This is a genomic window from Streptomyces sp. SAT1, from assembly GCF_001654495.1.
In the GTDB taxonomy this organism is placed as follows: domain Bacteria; phylum Actinomycetota; class Actinomycetes; order Streptomycetales; family Streptomycetaceae; genus Streptomyces; species Streptomyces andamanensis.
The window spans coordinates 1,181,379-1,198,109 of the sequence record NZ_CP015849.1; the positions used below are offsets into that span (position 1 = coordinate 1,181,379).

General features: G+C 73.1%; 13 protein-coding genes. 1 reads left to right on the top strand and 12 read right to left on the bottom strand.

All coding sequences use genetic code 11. From position 1 onward, the window contains the following. Nucleotides 1-68: 68 nt before the first annotated feature. The 9 genes from A8713_RS05100 to A8713_RS05140 all read right to left on the bottom strand — a co-directional run bounded on the left by A8713_RS05100 (nt 69) and on the right by A8713_RS05140 (nt 11,206). Nucleotides 69-965, bottom strand: coding sequence for a Pro-rich N-terminal domain-containing protein (locus A8713_RS05100; RefSeq protein ID WP_079159240.1), 897 nt, complete (start codon nt 963-965; stop codon nt 69-71). Nucleotides 966-1,129: 164 nt separating this feature from the next. After that, nucleotides 1,130-2,797: a 3-dehydroquinate synthase gene (gene aroB / locus A8713_RS05105; RefSeq protein WP_078531242.1), complete on the bottom strand. Its 1,668-nt coding sequence runs from the start codon at nt 2,795-2,797 to the stop codon at nt 1,130-1,132. Further along, entirely contained in the window at nt 2,794-3,978 is a 1,185-nt protein-coding gene (gene aroC, locus A8713_RS05110) for a chorismate synthase (protein WP_064531649.1), read from the bottom strand. Before aroC ends, aroB begins: the two co-directional genes overlap by 4 nt. Before the next feature lie 523 nt (nt 3,979-4,501). Next, nucleotides 4,502-5,329, bottom strand: a complete 828-nt coding sequence (locus A8713_RS05115; RefSeq protein WP_064531651.1) for a shikimate dehydrogenase — start codon at nt 5,327-5,329, stop codon at nt 4,502-4,504. Then, on the bottom strand, nt 5,329-7,122 hold the full coding sequence (gene mltG / locus A8713_RS05120) for an endolytic transglycosylase MltG (RefSeq protein ID WP_107440586.1): 1,794 nt from the start codon (nt 7,120-7,122) through the stop codon (nt 5,329-5,331). The genes A8713_RS05115 and mltG overlap by 1 nt, the downstream gene beginning before the upstream one ends. Nucleotides 7,123-7,242: 120 nt before the next feature. Then, nucleotides 7,243-7,707 carry a Holliday junction resolvase RuvX gene (gene ruvX / locus A8713_RS05125; protein ID WP_064531655.1) on the bottom strand — a complete coding sequence of 155 codons (465 nt, stop codon included), beginning with the start codon at nt 7,705-7,707 and terminating at the stop codon, nt 7,243-7,245. A gap of 8 nt (nt 7,708-7,715) precedes the next feature. Then, entirely contained in the window at nt 7,716-10,388 is a 2,673-nt protein-coding gene (gene alaS, locus A8713_RS05130; RefSeq protein WP_064531657.1) for an alanine--tRNA ligase, read from the bottom strand. Beyond that, nucleotides 10,388-10,747, bottom strand: coding sequence for a hypothetical protein (locus tag A8713_RS05135; RefSeq protein WP_064531658.1), 360 nt, complete (start codon nt 10,745-10,747; stop codon nt 10,388-10,390). Before A8713_RS05135 ends, alaS begins: the two co-directional genes overlap by 1 nt. 9 nt (nt 10,748-10,756) lie before the next feature. After that, complete coding sequence (locus A8713_RS05140; RefSeq protein WP_173860802.1) at nt 10,757-11,206, bottom strand: DUF948 domain-containing protein; 450 nt, start codon at nt 11,204-11,206, stop codon at nt 10,757-10,759. Nucleotides 11,207-11,379: 173 nt separating this feature from the next. Here A8713_RS05140 and A8713_RS05145 point away from each other — a divergent pair, with 173 nt between their 5' ends. Continuing rightward, nucleotides 11,380-13,668, top strand: coding sequence for an ATP-binding protein (locus A8713_RS05145; RefSeq protein ID WP_107440774.1), 2,289 nt, complete (start codon nt 11,380-11,382; stop codon nt 13,666-13,668). 22 nt (nt 13,669-13,690) lie between these two features. On the opposite strand, the gene rpsD is transcribed toward A8713_RS05145, so the two are convergent. The 3 genes from rpsD to A8713_RS05160 form a co-directional block, all read right to left on the bottom strand. Beyond that, on the bottom strand, nt 13,691-14,305 hold the full coding sequence (gene rpsD / locus A8713_RS05150; protein ID WP_009187613.1) for a 30S ribosomal protein S4: 615 nt from the start codon (nt 14,303-14,305) through the stop codon (nt 13,691-13,693). A gap of 298 nt (nt 14,306-14,603) precedes the next feature. Then, a complete protein-coding gene (locus tag A8713_RS05155) occupies nt 14,604-15,959 on the bottom strand; it encodes a replication-associated recombination protein A (protein WP_064531660.1) in 1,356 nt (451 codons plus the stop codon). 60 nt (nt 15,960-16,019) lie between these two features. Next, entirely contained in the window at nt 16,020-16,676 is a 657-nt protein-coding gene (locus A8713_RS05160) for a vitamin K epoxide reductase family protein (RefSeq protein ID WP_064531661.1), read from the bottom strand. Between the last annotated feature and the right edge of the window lie 55 nt (nt 16,677-16,731).

The window sequence follows — 16,731 nt, forward strand, 5'->3', positions numbered from 1 at the left end:
GGCCCGGGTCCCCGCCCCCGTCCCCGTCTCGCCGGCGGTCCGCCCCGCGCGCTGCCCCGCCCGCTGGGCTACCAGTTCGGCGGGCTCGCGATGGCTCGGGCGAGGACCTCGTCCAGGACGTGGGCCGTGGTCGGTATGTCGAGCTGGGAGTTGTCGATGATGGGCAGCCCGGAGCCGTACCAGCCGGCCATGCGGCCGTGGATACGGGCCACCTCCTCGTCGGTGAGGCGGCGGTTGCCGCTGCGCTCGGCGTTGCGCTCCAGGACGATGTCGAGTCCGGGCAGGAGCACCACGGGGAGCAGTCCGGGTCCCACGTGCCGCTTCCAGCCGCCGAGTCCGACGACCGGGCGGTCGGGGAAGACGGCGTCGTCGAGGATGCAGGAGATGCCGTTGGCGAGGAAGTTGCGCGCGGCGAAGCCGCAGGTGCGGCGGGCCAGGCGGTACTGCGCCTCGGAGTTGTCGTTCCACCCGGACTGCGGGTTGGCGAAGCCGGAGCGGACCCACTCGCGGACGTCGTCGAGGCTGATGTGCGCGGTGGGCACCCGGCGGTGCTCGGCCCAGTGGCGCGCGACGCTCGTCTTGCCGGCGCCCGCGGGGCCGATGAGGAGCACCGCGAGCGTGGTGACGGTCGGGTCGGGCACGGCCTGGGCGGGCGGCGGCGCGGGCATCGCGACCGGAGCGCCGGGCGGCAGCCGGACATGGCCGGTGGCGTCCGGCGCGGAGGGCGGCACGGGGACCGCGGAGACCTGCGGCGGCGGCACCGGTGCGTGGCCCGCCGCGGGTCCGACCGGAGGTCCGGCGGGGTGGCCCGGGGCCGGGGGCGGCGGAGGCACCGGGCCCGGGGCCGGGGCCGGATGGGCGCCCGGGTGCGGCCCGGGGTGATGTGCGGCCGGCGGCCAGCCTGCGGCCGGTCCGTGCCCCGGCTGGTGGGGCGGCGGCAGCGGAGAACCCACTGCGTGCTGCATCCGGTGCCACTCCGTCTCGTACAAGGCCATGGGCGCTGGCAGCGGGCCCGTGCCCGCTCCTTACCGAACGGTACCGTCCCCGGCCGCCCTGTGGTGAACGGCCGGGGACGGTCCGAAGTGCCCGCCGCCGCACGGCGGATCGGACGGATCGCCCTTCGGGGGAGCTACTCCCCCACCTCGCCGTACGCGGCGAGCAGCACGGCCGGGTCGGGGCCCTCCAGCACCGTGGGCCTGGCCAGGCCGTCGAGCACGATGAACCGCAGCAGGTTGCCGCGGGACTTCTTGTCGACCTTCATGGTCTCCAGCAGCTTGGGCCACTGGTCGTGGCGGTAGTGCAGGGGGAGCCCGACCGACTCCAGGACGGTGCGGTGCCGGTCGGCGGTCGCGTCGTCCAACCGGCCCGCCAGACGGCCCAGTTCGGCGGCGAAGTGCATGCCGACGGCGACGGCCGCGCCGTGCCGCCACTTGTAGCGCTCGTTCTTCTCGATGGCGTGGCCGAGCGTGTGGCCGTAGTTGAGGATCTCCCGCAGACCGGACTCCTTGAGGTCAGCGGAGACCACCTCGGCCTTGACCCGGATGGAGCGCTCGATCAGCTCGGCGGTGTGCGGACCCGCCGGGGTGCGCGCGGCCTGCGGGTCGGACTCGATCAGGTCGAGGATGACCGGGTCGGCGATGAAGCCCGCCTTGATGACCTCCGCGAGCCCGGAGACGTAGTCGTTGACCGGGAGGGAGTCCAGCGCGGCCAGGTCGCACAGCACGCCCGCGGGCGGGTGGAAGGCGCCGACGAGGTTCTTGCCCTCGGCGGTGTTGATGCCGGTCTTGCCGCCGACGGCCGCGTCCACCATGGCGAGCACGGTGGTCGGGACGGCGACCCAGCGCACCCCGCGCAGCCAGGTCGCGGCGACGAACCCGGCCAGGTCGGTGGTGGCGCCGCCGCCCACGCCGACGATCACGTCGGAGCGGGTGAACCCGGACTGGCCGAGCGCCTTCCAGCAGTAGGCGGCGACCTCGGCGGTCTTGGCCTCCTCCGCGTTCGGCACCTGGATGGCGACGGCCTCGTAGCCCTGCCCGGCCAGGTCGGCGCGGAGCGCGTCGCCGGTCTCGGCGAGCGCCTCGGGGTGGATGACGGCGACCCGCTGCGCCTGCTCGCCGATCAGCCCGGCCAGCTCGCCCAGGAGCTGACGGCCCACCAGCACGTCGTAGGGATCGGTGCCGTCGGTGCCGCCGATCCGGATCCTGGTCACCTGCTGCGTCATCGCGTTCTCCTGCCCGGGGTCCGGGGCGCCCGCCCCGGGGGATACGGTCTTCGGCGCCGCCGCGTCCTTCAGCCCCACCGCGTCCAGGACGGCTCCGGTGACCTCCTCGGGGGTGCGGCCGTCGGTGGCGACCACCGCCGTGGCGACCTCCTCGTACAGATGGCGGCGGGCCTCCATCAGCTCGCGCCACTGCTTGCGCGGGTTGACGGCGAGCAGCGGGCGGGCCACGTTCAGGCCGGTGCGGCGCACCGCCTCCTCGACGTCCATCGACAGACAGACGACGGGCAGCGGCGCCAGCAGCGCGCGGGTGTCCGCGTCCAGGACGGCGCCGCCGCCCAGCGCGAGGACGCCCCCGTGTTCGGCGACCGCCCGGCGCACCGCCTCCTTCTCCAGCGCGCGGAAGGCGTCCTCGCCCTCGTCGACGAAGATCTCGGAGATGGCGCGGCCCTGCTCGGCCACGATGTCGTCGTCGGTGTCCCGGTAGGCGAGGCCGAGGCGGTCGGCCAGCAGCCGGCCGACGGTGGACTTGCCCACGCCCATCGGCCCGACCAGGACCACGGCCGGGGCCCCGCTCATCGGATCGCCAGGTTGTCGAGGTAGGAGCGGACGTTGCGGCGGGTCTCGGGCACGCTGTCGCCGCCGAACTTCTCGGCGACCGCGTCGGCGAGCACCAGGGCCACCATGGCCTCGGCCACGATCCCGGCCGCCGGGACCGCGCACACGTCGGAGCGCTGGTGGTGGGCCTGCGCCGGTTCGCCGGTGGCCACGTCGACGGTCTGCAGGGCGCGCGGCACGGTCGCGATCGGCTTCATCGCGGCGCGCACCCGCAGCAGTTCACCGGTGGTGAGGCCGCCCTCGGTGCCGCCGGAGCGGCCGGTGGCCCGCCGGATGCCCTCGTCGGTGGTCAGGATCTCGTCGTGCGCCTTCGAGCCGGGCACCCGCGCCAGGTCGAAGCCGTCGCCCAGCTCCACGCCCTTGATCGCCTGGATGCCCATGAGGGCGGCGGCGAGCCGGGCGTCGAGGCGGCGGTCCCAGTGCACGTGCGAGCCGAGGCCCACGGGGACGCCGTAGGCGAGGACCTCGACCACACCGCCGAGGGTGTCGCCGTCCTTGTGGGCCTGGTCGATCTCGGCGACCATCGCCTCGGAGGCGTCCGGGTCCAGGCAGCGCACCGGGTCGGCGTCCAGCCGCTCCACGTCCGCCGGGGTCGGGTACACCCCGTACGGCGCCTTGGCGGCGGCCAGCTCCACGACGTGCGAGACGATCTCGATGCCGGCCGTCTCCTTCAGGTACGACCGCGCGACCGCGCCCAGCGCCACGCGCGCGGCGGTCTCCCGGGCGGAGGCCCGCTCCAGGATCGGCCGGGCCTCGTCGAAGCCGTACTTCTGCATGCCGGCCAGGTCGGCGTGGCCGGGGCGGGGCCGGGTCAGCGGCGCGTTGCGCGCCAGCTCGGCCAGCTCGTCCGGGTCCACCGGGTCGGCCGCCATGACCTTGTCCCACTTGGGCCACTCGGTGTTGCCGACCATGACGGCCACCGGGGAGCCGAGGGTGAGTCCGTGCCGGACCCCGCCGAGGAAGGTGACCTCGTCCCGCTCGAACTTCATCCGTGCGCCGCGCCCGTAGCCCAGGCGGCGCCGCGCGAGGTGGTCCGCCACCATGTCCGTGGTGATGGGCACGCCGGCGGGAAGGCCCTCCAGCGTCGCGACAAGTGCGGGTCCGTGGGACTCCCCCGCGGTCAGCCAACGCAACCTGCTCAACGATGCTCCTCATGCTCGCGCCTCGAACTGCGACGGCGCGACCGGGTGCGCGGCCCTGGCCCGCCGTCCCCGATCCTCCCACGTCCGGGAGCCGAAGCCCGCCGCCGGTCCACCAGCCGGACGGCCGGCGGACACCGCGCGGGGTGCGCGCCGGGCCCGTACCGGAGCGCGGGGCGTCCGGCCGCGGTACGCCGCGGCCGGGCCTCCCACCCGCCGCGACCGCCCCGGAGCACACCTGGGGTGCCCCCGAGCCGGGACGCGCCAGCCGGCCCGAGAGCCCCGCCCCGCCCGGCGGACGGGCTGGGGCGATCCGGCTGTCAGCGCTCGCGTCAGCGGTCGTGTCAGCGCCCTCGGACGCGCCACCGGGAGCCGCTCCGGCGGGGCGGCCGGGGTGCGTTCGGCAGGGGCGTTCGGGGGACAGGGGCCAGTACGGGCGGTCTGTCACCCGCCCCACGGCCGGGCCGGGCACACCGCCCGGCACGGGCGGACAGGTGGGCGAGCGAGCGGGCGGGTGATCCGGGGGTCAGCGGTCCGCCAGGGCCTTCTCGCCGGCCCGGCGCATGGCCTCCAGCGGGGCCGGGGCCCGGCCGGTCATCTGCTCGACCTGGAGGACCGCCTGGTGGACGAGGAGGTCGAGGCCGCTGACGACGGCGCCGCCTGCCATGGACCAGCGGGCGGCCAGCGGGGTGGGCCAGGGGTCGTAGAGCACGTCGAAGAGGGCGGCGGGCCGTTCGGGTACGGCGGTCGCGAGGGCGTCGGTCGTGCCGGCCGGGGTGGTGGCGATCACGAGCGGGGCGGTCAGCGCCCGTCCGGCCCGCGACCAGTCCTCGGTGCGGACCTCCACGCCCAGCCGCTCGCCCCAGCCGCGCATCTCGGCGGCGCGGGCGTCGCTGCGGACGTAGGCGACGACCTCGCCGGTGCAGACGCGTGCCAGGGCGGCCAGTGCGGAGGAGGCGGTGGCGCCCGCGCCGAGCACCGCCGCCGAGTCGACCTGTTCGATGCCGTGCTCGCGCAGCGCGGCGACCATGCCCGGGATATCGGTGTTGTCGCCGGTGCGGCGGCCGTCCTCGGTCAGGACGACGGTGTTGACCGCCTCGACGGAGGCCGCCGTGTCGCTGATCTCGTCGAGCAGCGGGATGACGGCCCGTTTCAGCGGCATGGTGAGCGACAGCCCCGCCCACTCGGGTCCGAGCCCGCCGACGAAGCCCGGCAGGGCCGCCTCGTCGATCTCGAACCGGTCGTAGGACCAGCCGGTGAGCCCCAGCTCGGCGTAGGCCGCGCGGTGCAGCACCGGGGAGAGGGAGTGGGCGATGGGCGAACCGAGTACGGCGGCCCGGCGGGATGACGTCATCACTGGCTCTTCTTGGAGAGGTTCCACTCGTCGACCAGCTTCTCGTGCTCGGCGAGTGTCTTGGTGAACTTGCTGGTCTTGCCGTCCATCGAGATGAAGTAGTACCAGCCGTCGTCCGTCGGGTCGAGGGCGCCCCTGAGCGCTTCCTCGCCGGGGTTGTCGATGGGCCCGGGGGGCAGGCCCGTGACGTAGTACGTGTTGTACGGGTTGTTGTACCTGCGCAGTTCGGCGATGGACAGGTCGAGCTTGCTCTGGTTCTTCACGTAGTTGTACGTGGAGTCGAACTCCAGCTTGCCGTTGGTCTGCGTGTTGCCGGCCTTGAGGCGGTTGTAGACGACCTCGGCCATCTTGCGGAAGTCGTCGTGGCTGGTGCCCTCGGCCTGCACGAGGCTCGCCACGGTGAGCAGCTGCCAGGGGCCGTCGAGCCCGAGGCCCTGCGCCTTCTTGGCCAGGCCCAGCGCGGTGTAGCGCTCGTTGGCCCGCGCCACCATGTCCTTCAGCACGTCCTCGGGCTGCTGGCCCTTGGCGACGGCGTAGCTGGAGGGGAAGAGGAACCCTTCGAGCGGGTCCTTGAGGTCGGCGTGGTTCAGTGCCCATTCGGGCAGCCCGAGCTTCTTGTAGTCCTTCTTCGCCGCGCTCGCGGTGGTGCCGTCGGGCACCCCCAGGCGTTTGTCGATCAGCGCGTAGACCGCGGTGTTGCGCGAGCCCTCGGCGATGATCAGGTTGCTGCGGCTCTTGGGGCTGAGCATCAGCTGCACGGCGCTCGCGGCGGACATGTGCTTCTGGAGGGTGTAGACACCGTCCTGGATCTGCTTGCCGTCGGGGTTGGCGGCCTGGGCGGAGACGAACGCGTCGACGCTCTGGACGACACCCGCCTTCTTCAGCTCCTGGCCGATCACATAACCGCCGGCGCCCTTGGGGATGACGACCGTGACCTGCTCGCCGTTGCCGCTGCCCGCGAAGTCGGGCGCCGCGCCGAAACGATTTTGGTAGAACTGGTAGCCGTAGTAGCCGACGCCGGCGATGCCGCCGCCGAACACCGCGACGACGACCAGGCAGGCACAGCCGTTGCGTCTCTTCCGGCCGGCCTTGCCCGCCCGGCCCTTGCCGCCGCGTCCGGCGCGCTCACCGCGTCCTCGGCCGCGCCCGGGTGCGTCGGCGTCCGGATCGTCGTCGGTGTCCGCGTCGTCCCCGCCACCGTCCGCGAAGAAGGCGTGGTCCTCGTCCTGGGCCGGCTCGGGCTCGGGGTCCCAGTCGGTCCGCGGCTCCGGTTCGGGACTTCTGCGGTTCGGCGGCTCCGGGGGCGGGTAGGCCTCGGGAGTGCCGTAGAGATCATGCTGTCCCTGGCCGTAGGCCAGGGACTGCCCGCCGTACGGGTCGACGGGGTCGGTGCCGTACGGCTGCTGGGCGTGCGCCCCGGTGCCGTCCCAGCCGCCCTGCTGGTACTGGCCCGGGGACTGGCCGGCCTGCGGCGCGTGCGGGTCGTAGTGCGGCCGGCCGCCCTGCGGATCGTGGTGCGGGTCGTAGTGCGGGGACTGTCCGGTGGGCTGGTGCCCGTACTGCGGGTACTGCCCGTCGTAGCCGGGCTGCGGCGTCTGGGCCCAGCCGCCGTGGTGCTGCTGCGCCTGCGGGTCGTGGTGCTGCTGCGGCGCCTGGGGATGGTGCTGGGGCAGGCCGCCGTAGGGGGACTGCGGGTCCGCGGGGACCTGCTGACCTCCCCATCCGCCGTCCCCGTACAACGGGTCCTCCGGATGCCACGGTTCGGGGTGCGGGCCCCGGCCATACTCAGTCATCGATCCCCTAGCGCCGCGAGGCGGTGGTCACGATGCGTGACGCCCGCTTCTGTTCCGCCTCTTGCCGTGCGGCGGTCGTTCGAGGACCGCCGCATCGCGCGGAACGTTACCGTACCGCGATCAGATGACCACTTCGACGCCCTCGCCGGGTGCTCTGCCTGACACCCGTTCGGATTCCAGGGCCTGCTGGAGAATGACGACCGCGGCGGCCTGGTCGATCACGGAGCGTCCCTTCTTGGACTTCACCCCGGACGCCCGCAGTCCCTGGCTCGCCGTCACCGTGGTCATCCGCTCGTCCACCAGGCGGACCGGCACCGGGGCGATGCCCTTGGCCAACTCCCCCGCGAAGGCGCGGACCTTGGCGGCCGCCGGGCCCTCGCCGCCCTTGAGGGAGCGGGGCAGACCGACGACGACCTCGATGGGTTCGTACTCCTCGACGAGCGAGCGCAGCCGGCGGTGGGCCGCCGGGACGTCCCGGCCGGGGACCGTCTCCACCGGTGTGGCGAGGATCCCGTCGGGGTCGCAGGACGCGACCCCGATCCGGGCGTCCCCGACGTCGACGGCGAGCCGGCGGCCTCTCCTCATCGCTCCGCTCACTTGGCCGTTTCCGCCACGAGCCGCTCCACCGCGTCCACGGCGTCGCCGACCGCGGCCGGGTTCTGGCCGCCGCCCTGGGCGACGTCCGGCTTGCCGCCACCGCCGCCGCCGAGCGTCTTGGCGGCCGTACGCACCAGGTCACCGGCCTTCAGACCGCGCTCGCGCGCGGCCTCGTTGGTGGCGATGACCGTGAGCGGCTTGCCGTTGTTCACCGTGAACAGGGCGACCACGGCGGCCCGGCCGCCCTGGATGCGCCCGCGCACGTCGAGGACCAGCTTGCGCAGGTCGTCCGGGGTCGTGCCGTCCGGCACCCGACCGGTGACCACGGCCACCCCGCGCACGTCCTTGGCGGACTCGGCCAGACCGGCGGCGGCCTGGAGGACCTTCTCCGCGCGGAACCTCTCGATCTCCTTCTCGGCGTCCTTCAGCTTGCCGAGCATGGCGGAGACCTTCTCCGGAAGCTCCTCGGGACGGCCCTTGACCAGCTCCTGGAGCTGGGCGACGACCGTGTGCTCACGGGCCAGGAAGTTGTAGGCGTCCACGCCGACCAGGGCCTCGATCCGGCGTACGCCCGAGCCGATGGAGGACTCGCCGAGCAGCTTCACCAGGCCGAGCTGGGCGGTGTTGTGCACATGCGTGCCGCCGCACAGCTCCTTGGAGAAGTCGCCGATGGTGACGACCCGGACCCGCTCGCCGTACTTCTCGCCGAACTCGGCGATGGCGCCCTGCTTCTTGGCGTCGTCGATGCCCATGACCTCGGCGTGCACGTCCAGGTCGCGGGCGAGCACCTCGTTGATCTTCTGCTCGACGTCGGTCATCACGGCCGTCGGCACGGCGGCGGGGGAACCGAAGTCGAAGCGGAAGCGGCCGGGCTGGTTCTCCGAACCGGCCTGGGCGGCGGTCGGGCCGAGCGCGTCGCGCAGCGCCTGGTGGGTCAGGTGGGTGGCCGAGTGGGCGCGGGCGATGGCCTTGCGGCGGCGCACGTCGATGCTGGCCTGGGCCTTGGCGCCGAGCGTGACCTCGCCGACCTGGACGACACCCTTGTGGACGTAGACGCCCGGCACCGGCTTCTGGCAGTCGCGGACCTCGATGACGGCACCGGTGTCCACCTTGATGCGGCCGGTGTCGCCGATCTGGCCGCCGCCCTCGGCGTAGAACGGGGTGCGGTCCAGGACGACCTCGACCTCGTCGCCCTCGGTGGCGGCCGGGGAGGAGACGCCGTCGACGAGGATGCCGACGACCGTGGACTCGCTCTGGGTGTCGCTGTAACCGATGAAGTCGGTCTCACCGGCGCTGTCCGCGATCTCGCGGTAGGCACCCATGTCGGCGTGACCGGTCTTCTTCGCCTGGGCGTCGGCCTTGGCCCGCTCCCGCTGCTCCTTCATCAGGCGCCGGAAGCCGTCCTCGTCCACCGAGAGGCCCTGCTCGGCGGCCATCTCCAGGGTGAGGTCGATCGGGAAGCCCCAGGTGTCGTGGAGCAGGAACGCCTTGTCGCCGGAGAGGACCGCGCCGCCGGACCGCTTGGTCTCGGTGACGGCGGTGTCCAGGATGTTGGTGCCGGCCTTGAGCGTCTTGAGGAAGGCGTTCTCCTCGGCGAGGGCGACCTTCTCGATGCGCTCGCGGTCGGTCACCAGCTCCGGGTACTGCTGGCCCATCATGCCGATGACGACGTCGACGAGGTCCTTGACGACCGGGCCGGTGGCGCCGAGCAGGCGCATGTTGCGGATGGCGCGGCGCATGATGCGGCGCAGCACGTAGCCGCGGCCCTCGTTGCCCGGGGTGACGCCGTCGCCGATGAGCATCACGGAGGTGCGCATGTGGTCGGTGACCACACGCAGCGAGACGTCCGAGGCGTGGGCGTCGCCGTAGGCCACACCGGTCAGCTCGGTGGCCTTCTTGATGACGGCCATGGAGGTGTCGATCTCGTACATGTTCTGCACGCCCTGCAGAATCATGGCGAGCCGCTCCAGGCCGAGGCCCGTGTCGATGTTCTGGCTCGGCAGGTCCCCGAGGATCTCGAAGTTGTCCTTGCCGATGCCCTCGCCCCGCTCGTACTGCATGAAGACGAGGTTCCAGATCTCCACGTACCGCTCGTCGTTGACGGCGGGGCCGCCCTCGGCGCCGAACTCGGGGCCGCGGTCGTAGTTGATCTCGGAGCAGGGTCCGCAGGGGCCGGGGACGCCCATGGACCAGTAGTTGTCCTTCATGCCCAGGCGCTGGATGCGCTCGCGGGGCACGCCGACGACCTCGTGCCAGATGCGCTCGGCCTCGTCGTCGTCCTTGTAGACGGTGATCCACAGGCGCTCGGGGTCGAGGCCGTAACCGCCCTTGTCCTGGGGGCTGGTGAGCAGCTCCCAGGCGTACTTGATGGCGCCTTCCTTGAAGTAGTCGCCGAAGGAGAAGTTGCCGCACATCTGGAAGAACGTGCCGTGCCGGGTGGTCTTGCCGACCTCTTCGATGTCCGGCGTGCGCACGCACTTCTGCACGCTGGTGGCGCGCTGGAACGGCGGCTTGACCTCGCCCAGGAAGTAGGGCTTGAAGGGCACCATGCCGGCCGGGACGAGGAGCAGAGTCGGGTCGTCCGCGATGAGCGACGCCGAAGGGACGACGGTGTGCCCGCGCTCCTCGAAGAAGCTCAGCCAGCGGCGGCGGATCTCAGCCGACTCCATCAGTGGTCCTCATTCCGGTTGTACGAGTACGTCGGGTACGTCGATCCCTCGACGTACTTCGGGCTGTGGTGGTTCTCGATGGCGGCGAGCCGCCGGGGCGGGGGCAGTTCGCGGTCGACGGGGGCGTCGATGCCGAGCGCCTCACCGAGTTCGGCCTCGCGCCGGGCCATGTTGTCGCGGACGTCGAGGGCGAAGCCCACCGCGCGGTCCTTGATCCGGTGGCCGGTCTCCAGAGCCTTGTTCGCCGCGGTGGCGGCGACGCTCTCGGGGGTCAGCTGCCGCAGCTTGCGGTTGACCTTGGCGGTGGCCCACACACCGGCGGCGACACCTGTGCTGAACCAGAACGTACGGCGGAACATCGCTAGTCCTTACTTCTCCCGGTTGTTCCGCTTCCCCCGCCGCGCGGCCGGGACGGTGCGGCCCACGATCACCGTACGCCTCGACGCCTTGGCGGGCACGTCCTCCTTGCGGCCGCCCAGGGCCCGGCGCACGCCGTAGCCGAAGGCGGCGACCTTGACCAGCGGACCGCCGAAGGTGGAGGCCACGGTGGTCGACAGCGCGGACGCGTTCGACGTGACCTCCTGGACGTCGGAGGCGATCGCGTCGACACGGTCGATCTGGGTCTGCGCCGAACGCACCGCCTGGGAGGCGTCGGACAACAGCGGGACCGCCTGGTCGGTCACGTCCGCCACGAGCTTGGTGGTCGCCCTGAGCGTCTGGGCCAGCCTCGCCAGCGCGACGGCGAGGAAGGAGACCAGGATCGCCCAGAACACGGCCACCAGGATCCCGGCCACCTCACCACCGGACACTGTGCGCACCCGCTCCCTGAAACGTGCCTGAACTTCGAGAACATCGAGAAAGTCGTGCACCGAGCCTATCGCGACACGGGTGGGGCTCCGTACCCGATTACCCCCGGCGCGCGGCCGGCCGCCGCCGGCGATTGTACGGAGTGATTACGTTTCAGTACGCTCCGTGTCCCATGCGAGACGCCATGCCTGATCCGACGTCCGGCCGGCCGCCGCGGTGGTGCGGGGCGGCGGCCGGTCCGCCCGCCGAGCCCGACGCGTTCGTGGGCCGCCGCGCCGAACTCGGCGCGCTCGCGCGGGCGCTCGGCGCCGCCCGGCTGGTGACGGTGACCGGCACCGGCGGGGTCGGCAAGTCGCGGCTCGCGGCGCGGGCCGCGGCGCGCTGGGCCGCGGACGGCGCGCGGCGCGGCGGGGCCGATCCGGAGGTGCCGCGCGCCTGGGCGCGGGTGGACCTGGCGCCGCTGCGGGACGCGGACTTCGTCGACCACGCCGTGGTGGAGGCGCTGGAGCTGACCGACCACACGGCGCGCACCCCGCGCGAGACGCTGCTCGCCCTCCCCCGGGTCCTGGGCTTCACCGGGCCGGGCGAGGCGGACGGGGCGGACAGGGCGGTCGGGGCGGACGGGGCCCGCACCGCCACCGGGCCGCGGCTGCTGCTGGTGCTCGACGGGTTCGAGCACCTGGCCGACGCCTGCGCCGACCTGGTGGCCGAGCTGCTGCGGCGGGTGCCCCAGGTGCGGGTCCTGGCCGTGGGGCGCCGGCCGCTCGGGGTGGCCGGTGAGCGGCTGTTCCCGCTGGATCCGCCCGCCGAGGACGAGGCGGTCCGGCTGCTCATCGCGCGGGCCGCCCAGCACGGCGTGAGCGTCGAGGCCGCCGACCCGGCGGTGCGGGAGGTGTGCCGGCGCCTGGACCGGCTCCCGCTCGCGGTGGAGCTGGCGGCGGGACGGCTGCGGACCCTGCCCCCGGCCCGGCTGCTGGAACGGCTCGACGACCGGTTCCGGCTGCTGACCGGCGGCCCCCGCGACACCCTGCCCCGGCACCGCACGCTGCGCACCGCGATCGGCTGGAGCCATGAGCTGTGCACACCCGAGCAGCGCCTGCTGTGGGCGCGCCTCTCGGTGTTCACCGGGCCCTTCGACCCGGAGGCCGCCGAGTATGTGTGCGGCGGCCACGGGCTGGCCGCCGACGACGTCCTGGACGTGCTGGGCGAGCTGGTCGCGCAGTCCGTGGTGGCGCGCGAGGAGACCGCGGCGGGACCGCGCCTGCGGATGCTGGACACGGTCCGCGCCTACGGCGCCGACTGGCTGGCCGCCACCGGCGACGCCGAACGGCTGCGGCGCCGCCACCGCGACTGGTACGTCGGCCTGGCCACCTGGTGCGAACTGGAGTGGTTCTCCCCCCGGCAGACCGAGGTGGCCGCGCGCATCGAGACGGAGCTGCCCAATCTGCGCAGCGCCCTGGAGTACTGCATGACCGGCCCCGACGAGGCGCGCCTGGCCCAGTACCTGGCGGGCTGCCTGTGGTTCTGCTGGGCCGGGTGCGGGCGGCTGGCCGAGGGCCGGCACTGGCTGGCACGCGCCGTGGCGCTGGACGGCGGCCATGAGCCGTCCCGGCTGAAGGCGCTGTGGGTGCTCGCGTACGTGGCGATCCTCCAGGGCGACACCGGGCCCGCGCTGGCCGCGCTCCAGGAGTGCCGCCGCGTCGCGGAGTCCGCGGCGAGCGCGACGGCGCTGGCCTACGCGGAGCACCGCACGGGCTGTCTGGCGCTGGTCACGGACGACATGGAACGCGCGGAGAGGCTGCTGCGCTCGGCACTGGAGCGCTACCGCGAGATCGGCGAGCTGAACAGCACGGTACTGATGGGCCGGGTCGAGCTGGCGATGGCCCGCGCCTTCCAGGGCGATCTCGCGGACGCGGTGCGGCTGTGCGAGGACGTCCGCCGGGTCTGCGACGACCACGGGGAGCGCTGGTCGCGCGCCTACGCGCTGTACGTGCTGGCGTACGCCGCCTGGCACGAGGGGAAGCTGGGGTACGCCCGGGATCTGCTGGTCGACTGCCTCACCGACACCCACGGCTTCCACGACCTGCTCGGTTCGGTGCTGGCGGTGGAGCTGCTGGCGCTGGTGACGGTCAGCGAGGGCGACGCGGCGGAGGCCGCGGTGCTCCAGGGGGCCGCGGGCGGCATGTGGGCGTCGGTGGGGCTGCGGCTGTTCGGCTCGGTCCACTACAACGCGCCGCACGAGCTGTGCGAGGCGCGGGCCCGGGAGCGGCTGGGCGACGCGCGCTACGAGGCACGGGTGCGCGAGGGGGCCGCACTGGGCCGGGAGGCGGCCGTGGCGCGGGCCCTGGGGCGGGCGGGGAGCCGGCCGCTGCGGGCGCTGCCGGGGCCGCGCGGGCAGGCCGGGGGCGGGAGCCCGCACACGCGGCAGCCCGCCGCCTCGCCCACCCGGAAGGGCGGGGAGACGGCGGGCTGAGGTACCGCGCGGCCTGCCGGGATCAGCGGGCGTAGTACTCGACGACGAGCTGCTCGTCGCAGATCACCGGGATCTCCTTGCGGTTCGGCTCGCGGTCCAGGCGGAACGCCAGGGCCTTGAGGTTCACCTGGAGGTAACGCGGGGTCTCGCCCTCGGGGGCGAAGCCGCCCTCACGGGCGATGGTGAAGAGCGTCTTCTCCTTGGAGCGGTCGCGGACCTGCACGACGTCGTCGGGGCGGACGCGGAAGGACGGCTTGTCGACCTTCTGGCCGTTCACCTGGATGTGGCCGTGGACGACCATCTGGCGGGCCTGGTAGATCGTGCGGGCGATGCCCGAACGCAGGACCAGCGCGTCGAGGCGGCGCTCCAGCTCGACGATCAGGGCCTCACCGGTCTTGCCCTGGACCTTGGAGGCACGCTCGTAGGCGCGGACGAGCTGGCGCTCGGACACGTCGTACTGCGCGCGCAGACGCTGCTTCTCCAGCAGACGGACCTTGTAGTCCGAGTTCTGCTTGCGACCGCGGCCGTGCTCACCCGGGGGGTAGGGACGGGCCTCGAAGTACTTGACGGCCTTCGGGGTCAGCGCGATGCCGAGGGCACGCGACTTCTTGACCTTGGGGCGGGACTGGTTCGCCACTGTCTCTCATTTCGTAGTTCTCGGCTTGTCAGGGTTACGGAGGTCGCATCCGCAGCCTGGGAGAACCCGTCGGTCCCTGAGGGACTGCCGGGCAGCCGCTTCCCTGGTCTGGGCACATACGTGCAGCACGCGAGTGGCCCACCGACCGTCCCGGGATCCCGGGTGGTGGTGGGCTGCCCGCGACACCGTTCGACGGTGCGCGACGCTCCTGGAGCCGGTCCTCGACGGTCCGGGCTCCGGCCGGCTGTCCCGCTCTGACGGCACGGGACTCGGCGCTTCGAGGCAGTCTACAGGGTGCTCATGGCCGCTTCCGACCGAGGTGCTTGCGGGTCCACTCCACCGCGTCCGCGTACCGCGCCTCCGCGCCGTGCCTGCTCGGGGTGTAGTACTCGCGGTCCTTGAGGGCGTCCGGCGCGTACTGCTGGGCGGCGATGCCCTCGGGCAGGTCGTGCGGGTAGACGTACCCCTGGGCGTGGCCGAGCTTGGCGGCGCCCTTGTAGTGCCCGTCCCGCAGATGCGGCGGCACCGATCCGGCCAGGCCCCCGCGCACGTCCGCGAGGGCGGCGCCGATCGCCGTGGTCGCGGCGTTGGACTTGGGGGCCAGGGCGAGGGCGATGGTGGTGTGGCTGAGGGTGAGGGCCGCCTCGGGGAAGCCGATCATGGCGACGGCCTGGGCGGCGGCGACCGCCAGGGGCAGCGCGTTCGGATCGGCCAGGCCGATGTCCTCGCTGGCGGAGATCATCAGCCGCCGGGCGATGAACCGGGGGTCCTCGCCCGCCTCGATCATCCGGGCCAGGTAGTGCAGGGCCGCGTCGACGTCCGAGCCCCGGATGGACTTGATCAGGGCGCTGGCGACGTCGTAGTGCTGGTCGCCGTCGCGGTCGTACTTCACCGCGGCCCGGTCGACGGTCTCCTCCAGCGTGGTCAGGGAGATCTCGTCCTCGCCCTTGTCCAGAGCGGCGCCCGCCGCGGCCTCCAGGGCGGTCAGCGCGCGGCGCGCGTCACCGCCGGCGATGCGCAGCAGATGGTCCTCGGTGTCCTCGGGGAGGGCGACGGCGGACCTCAGGCCGCGCTCGTCGGCGAGGGCACGGCGCAGCAGACCGCGCACGTCGTCGTCGGTGAGCGGTTCCAGCGTGAGGAGCAGGGAGCGGGACAGCAGCGGGGAGATCACCGAGAAGTACGGGTTCTCCGTGGTGGCGGCGATCAGGGTCACCCAGCGGTTCTCGACCGCCGGGAGCAGGGAGTCCTGCTGGGCCTTGCTGAAGCGGTGGATCTCGTCGAGGAAGAGGACGGTCTCCTGGCCGTACCCGCCGGAGGCGCGGCGGGCGCCGTCGATGACCGCGCGGACCTCCTTGACGCCCGCGGTGATCGCGGACAGCTCCACGAAGCGCTTGTTGGTCGCCTTGGAGACCACGTACGCCAGAGTGGTCTTGCCGGTGCCGGGCGGGCCCCAGAGGATCACCGAGGACGGTCCCGCGGGACCGCCCGCTCCCTCGCCGACGAGCCGGCGCAGCGGCGAGCCTGGCTTGAGCAGGTGCTGCTGGCCCACCACCTCGTCGAGGGTGCGCGGGCGCATCCGGACCGCGAGGGGGCTGGCGGCCGGGTCCTTCTCCTGGCGGTCTTCCGCGGCGGCGGTGAACAGGTCGGGCTCCACACGGAAACCCTATGGCACCCCACTGACAACGCCGCCGGGGCCGTGGACCGCGGGGGCGGTTCAGGCCCAGAGGCTGCTGCCCCAGCGGGTCAGGATCAGCATGGCGATGATCCCGCAGTGGGTCACCGGCAGCACCCAGGTGAACTCGCTCAGGAACGTCTTCAGCGGGCGCGGGGCGGGCAGGAAGCCGTTGCGCGCGTTGAACGACGTGACGTACCAGAACGCGGTGATCGTGGCGACCCAGGCCAGCGAGCACCACAGGCACAGCGCGTTGATGCGGTACAGCGACTCGAACTGGAGCCAGGTGACGAAGCACACGCCGAAGAGCGTGCCGGCGTTGAAGGTCAGCCAGTACCAGCGGGGGAAGCGGGCGCGGGCGAGCAGGCTCATGCCGACGCAGATGACGATGCCGTAGGCGACCAGGCCGAGCATCGGGTTGGGGAACCCGAAGACGGCGGCCTGCTTGCTCTCCATGACGCTGCCGCAGGAGATGATCGGGTTGATGCTGCAGCTCGGCGTGAACGTCTTGCCGGACAGCTTGCCCTCAAGGATCTTCTGCTTGTCGATCGTGATGACCCAGGCGGCGAGCAGCCCGGCGGCACCGGTGATCACCAGCAGCAGCGCGAAGGCACGGCTGCCGCCCGCCGTGCGCGGCCCGGGTGCAGCGGACTGCGGGCCGGGATCCGTCGAGACGTCCCTGACTGTCGTCTTGCTCATCACGCCGATTCCGTCACTTGAGAGTTGGACCTTCTTCGGGCAGGGCCATTGTGCC

Bases quoted from the DNA above. Each gene is read 5' to 3' on its own strand.
- A8713_RS05115 (WP_064531651.1), bottom strand. From the start codon at position 5,329: ATGACGTCATCCCGCCGGGCCGCCGTACTCGGTTCGCCCATCGCCCAC.
- A8713_RS05160 (WP_064531661.1), bottom strand. From the start codon at position 16,676: ATGAGCAAGACGACAGTCAGGGACGTCTCGACGGATCCCGGCCCGCAG.
- A8713_RS05145 (WP_107440774.1), top strand. From the start codon at position 11,380: ATGCCTGATCCGACGTCCGGCCGGCCGCCGCGGTGGTGCGGGGCGGCG.
- aroB (WP_078531242.1), bottom strand. From the start codon at position 2,797: ATGAGCGGGGCCCCGGCCGTGGTCCTGGTCGGGCCGATGGGCGTGGGC.
- mltG (WP_107440586.1), bottom strand. From the start codon at position 7,122: ATGACTGAGTATGGCCGGGGCCCGCACCCCGAACCGTGGCATCCGGAG.
- A8713_RS05135 (WP_064531658.1), bottom strand. From the start codon at position 10,747: ATGTTCCGCCGTACGTTCTGGTTCAGCACAGGTGTCGCCGCCGGTGTG.
- ruvX (WP_064531655.1), bottom strand. From the start codon at position 7,707: ATGAGGAGAGGCCGCCGGCTCGCCGTCGACGTCGGGGACGCCCGGATC.
- A8713_RS05100 (WP_079159240.1), bottom strand. From the start codon at position 965: ATGCAGCACGCAGTGGGTTCTCCGCTGCCGCCGCCCCACCAGCCGGGG.
- alaS (WP_064531657.1), bottom strand. From the start codon at position 10,388: ATGGAGTCGGCTGAGATCCGCCGCCGCTGGCTGAGCTTCTTCGAGGAG.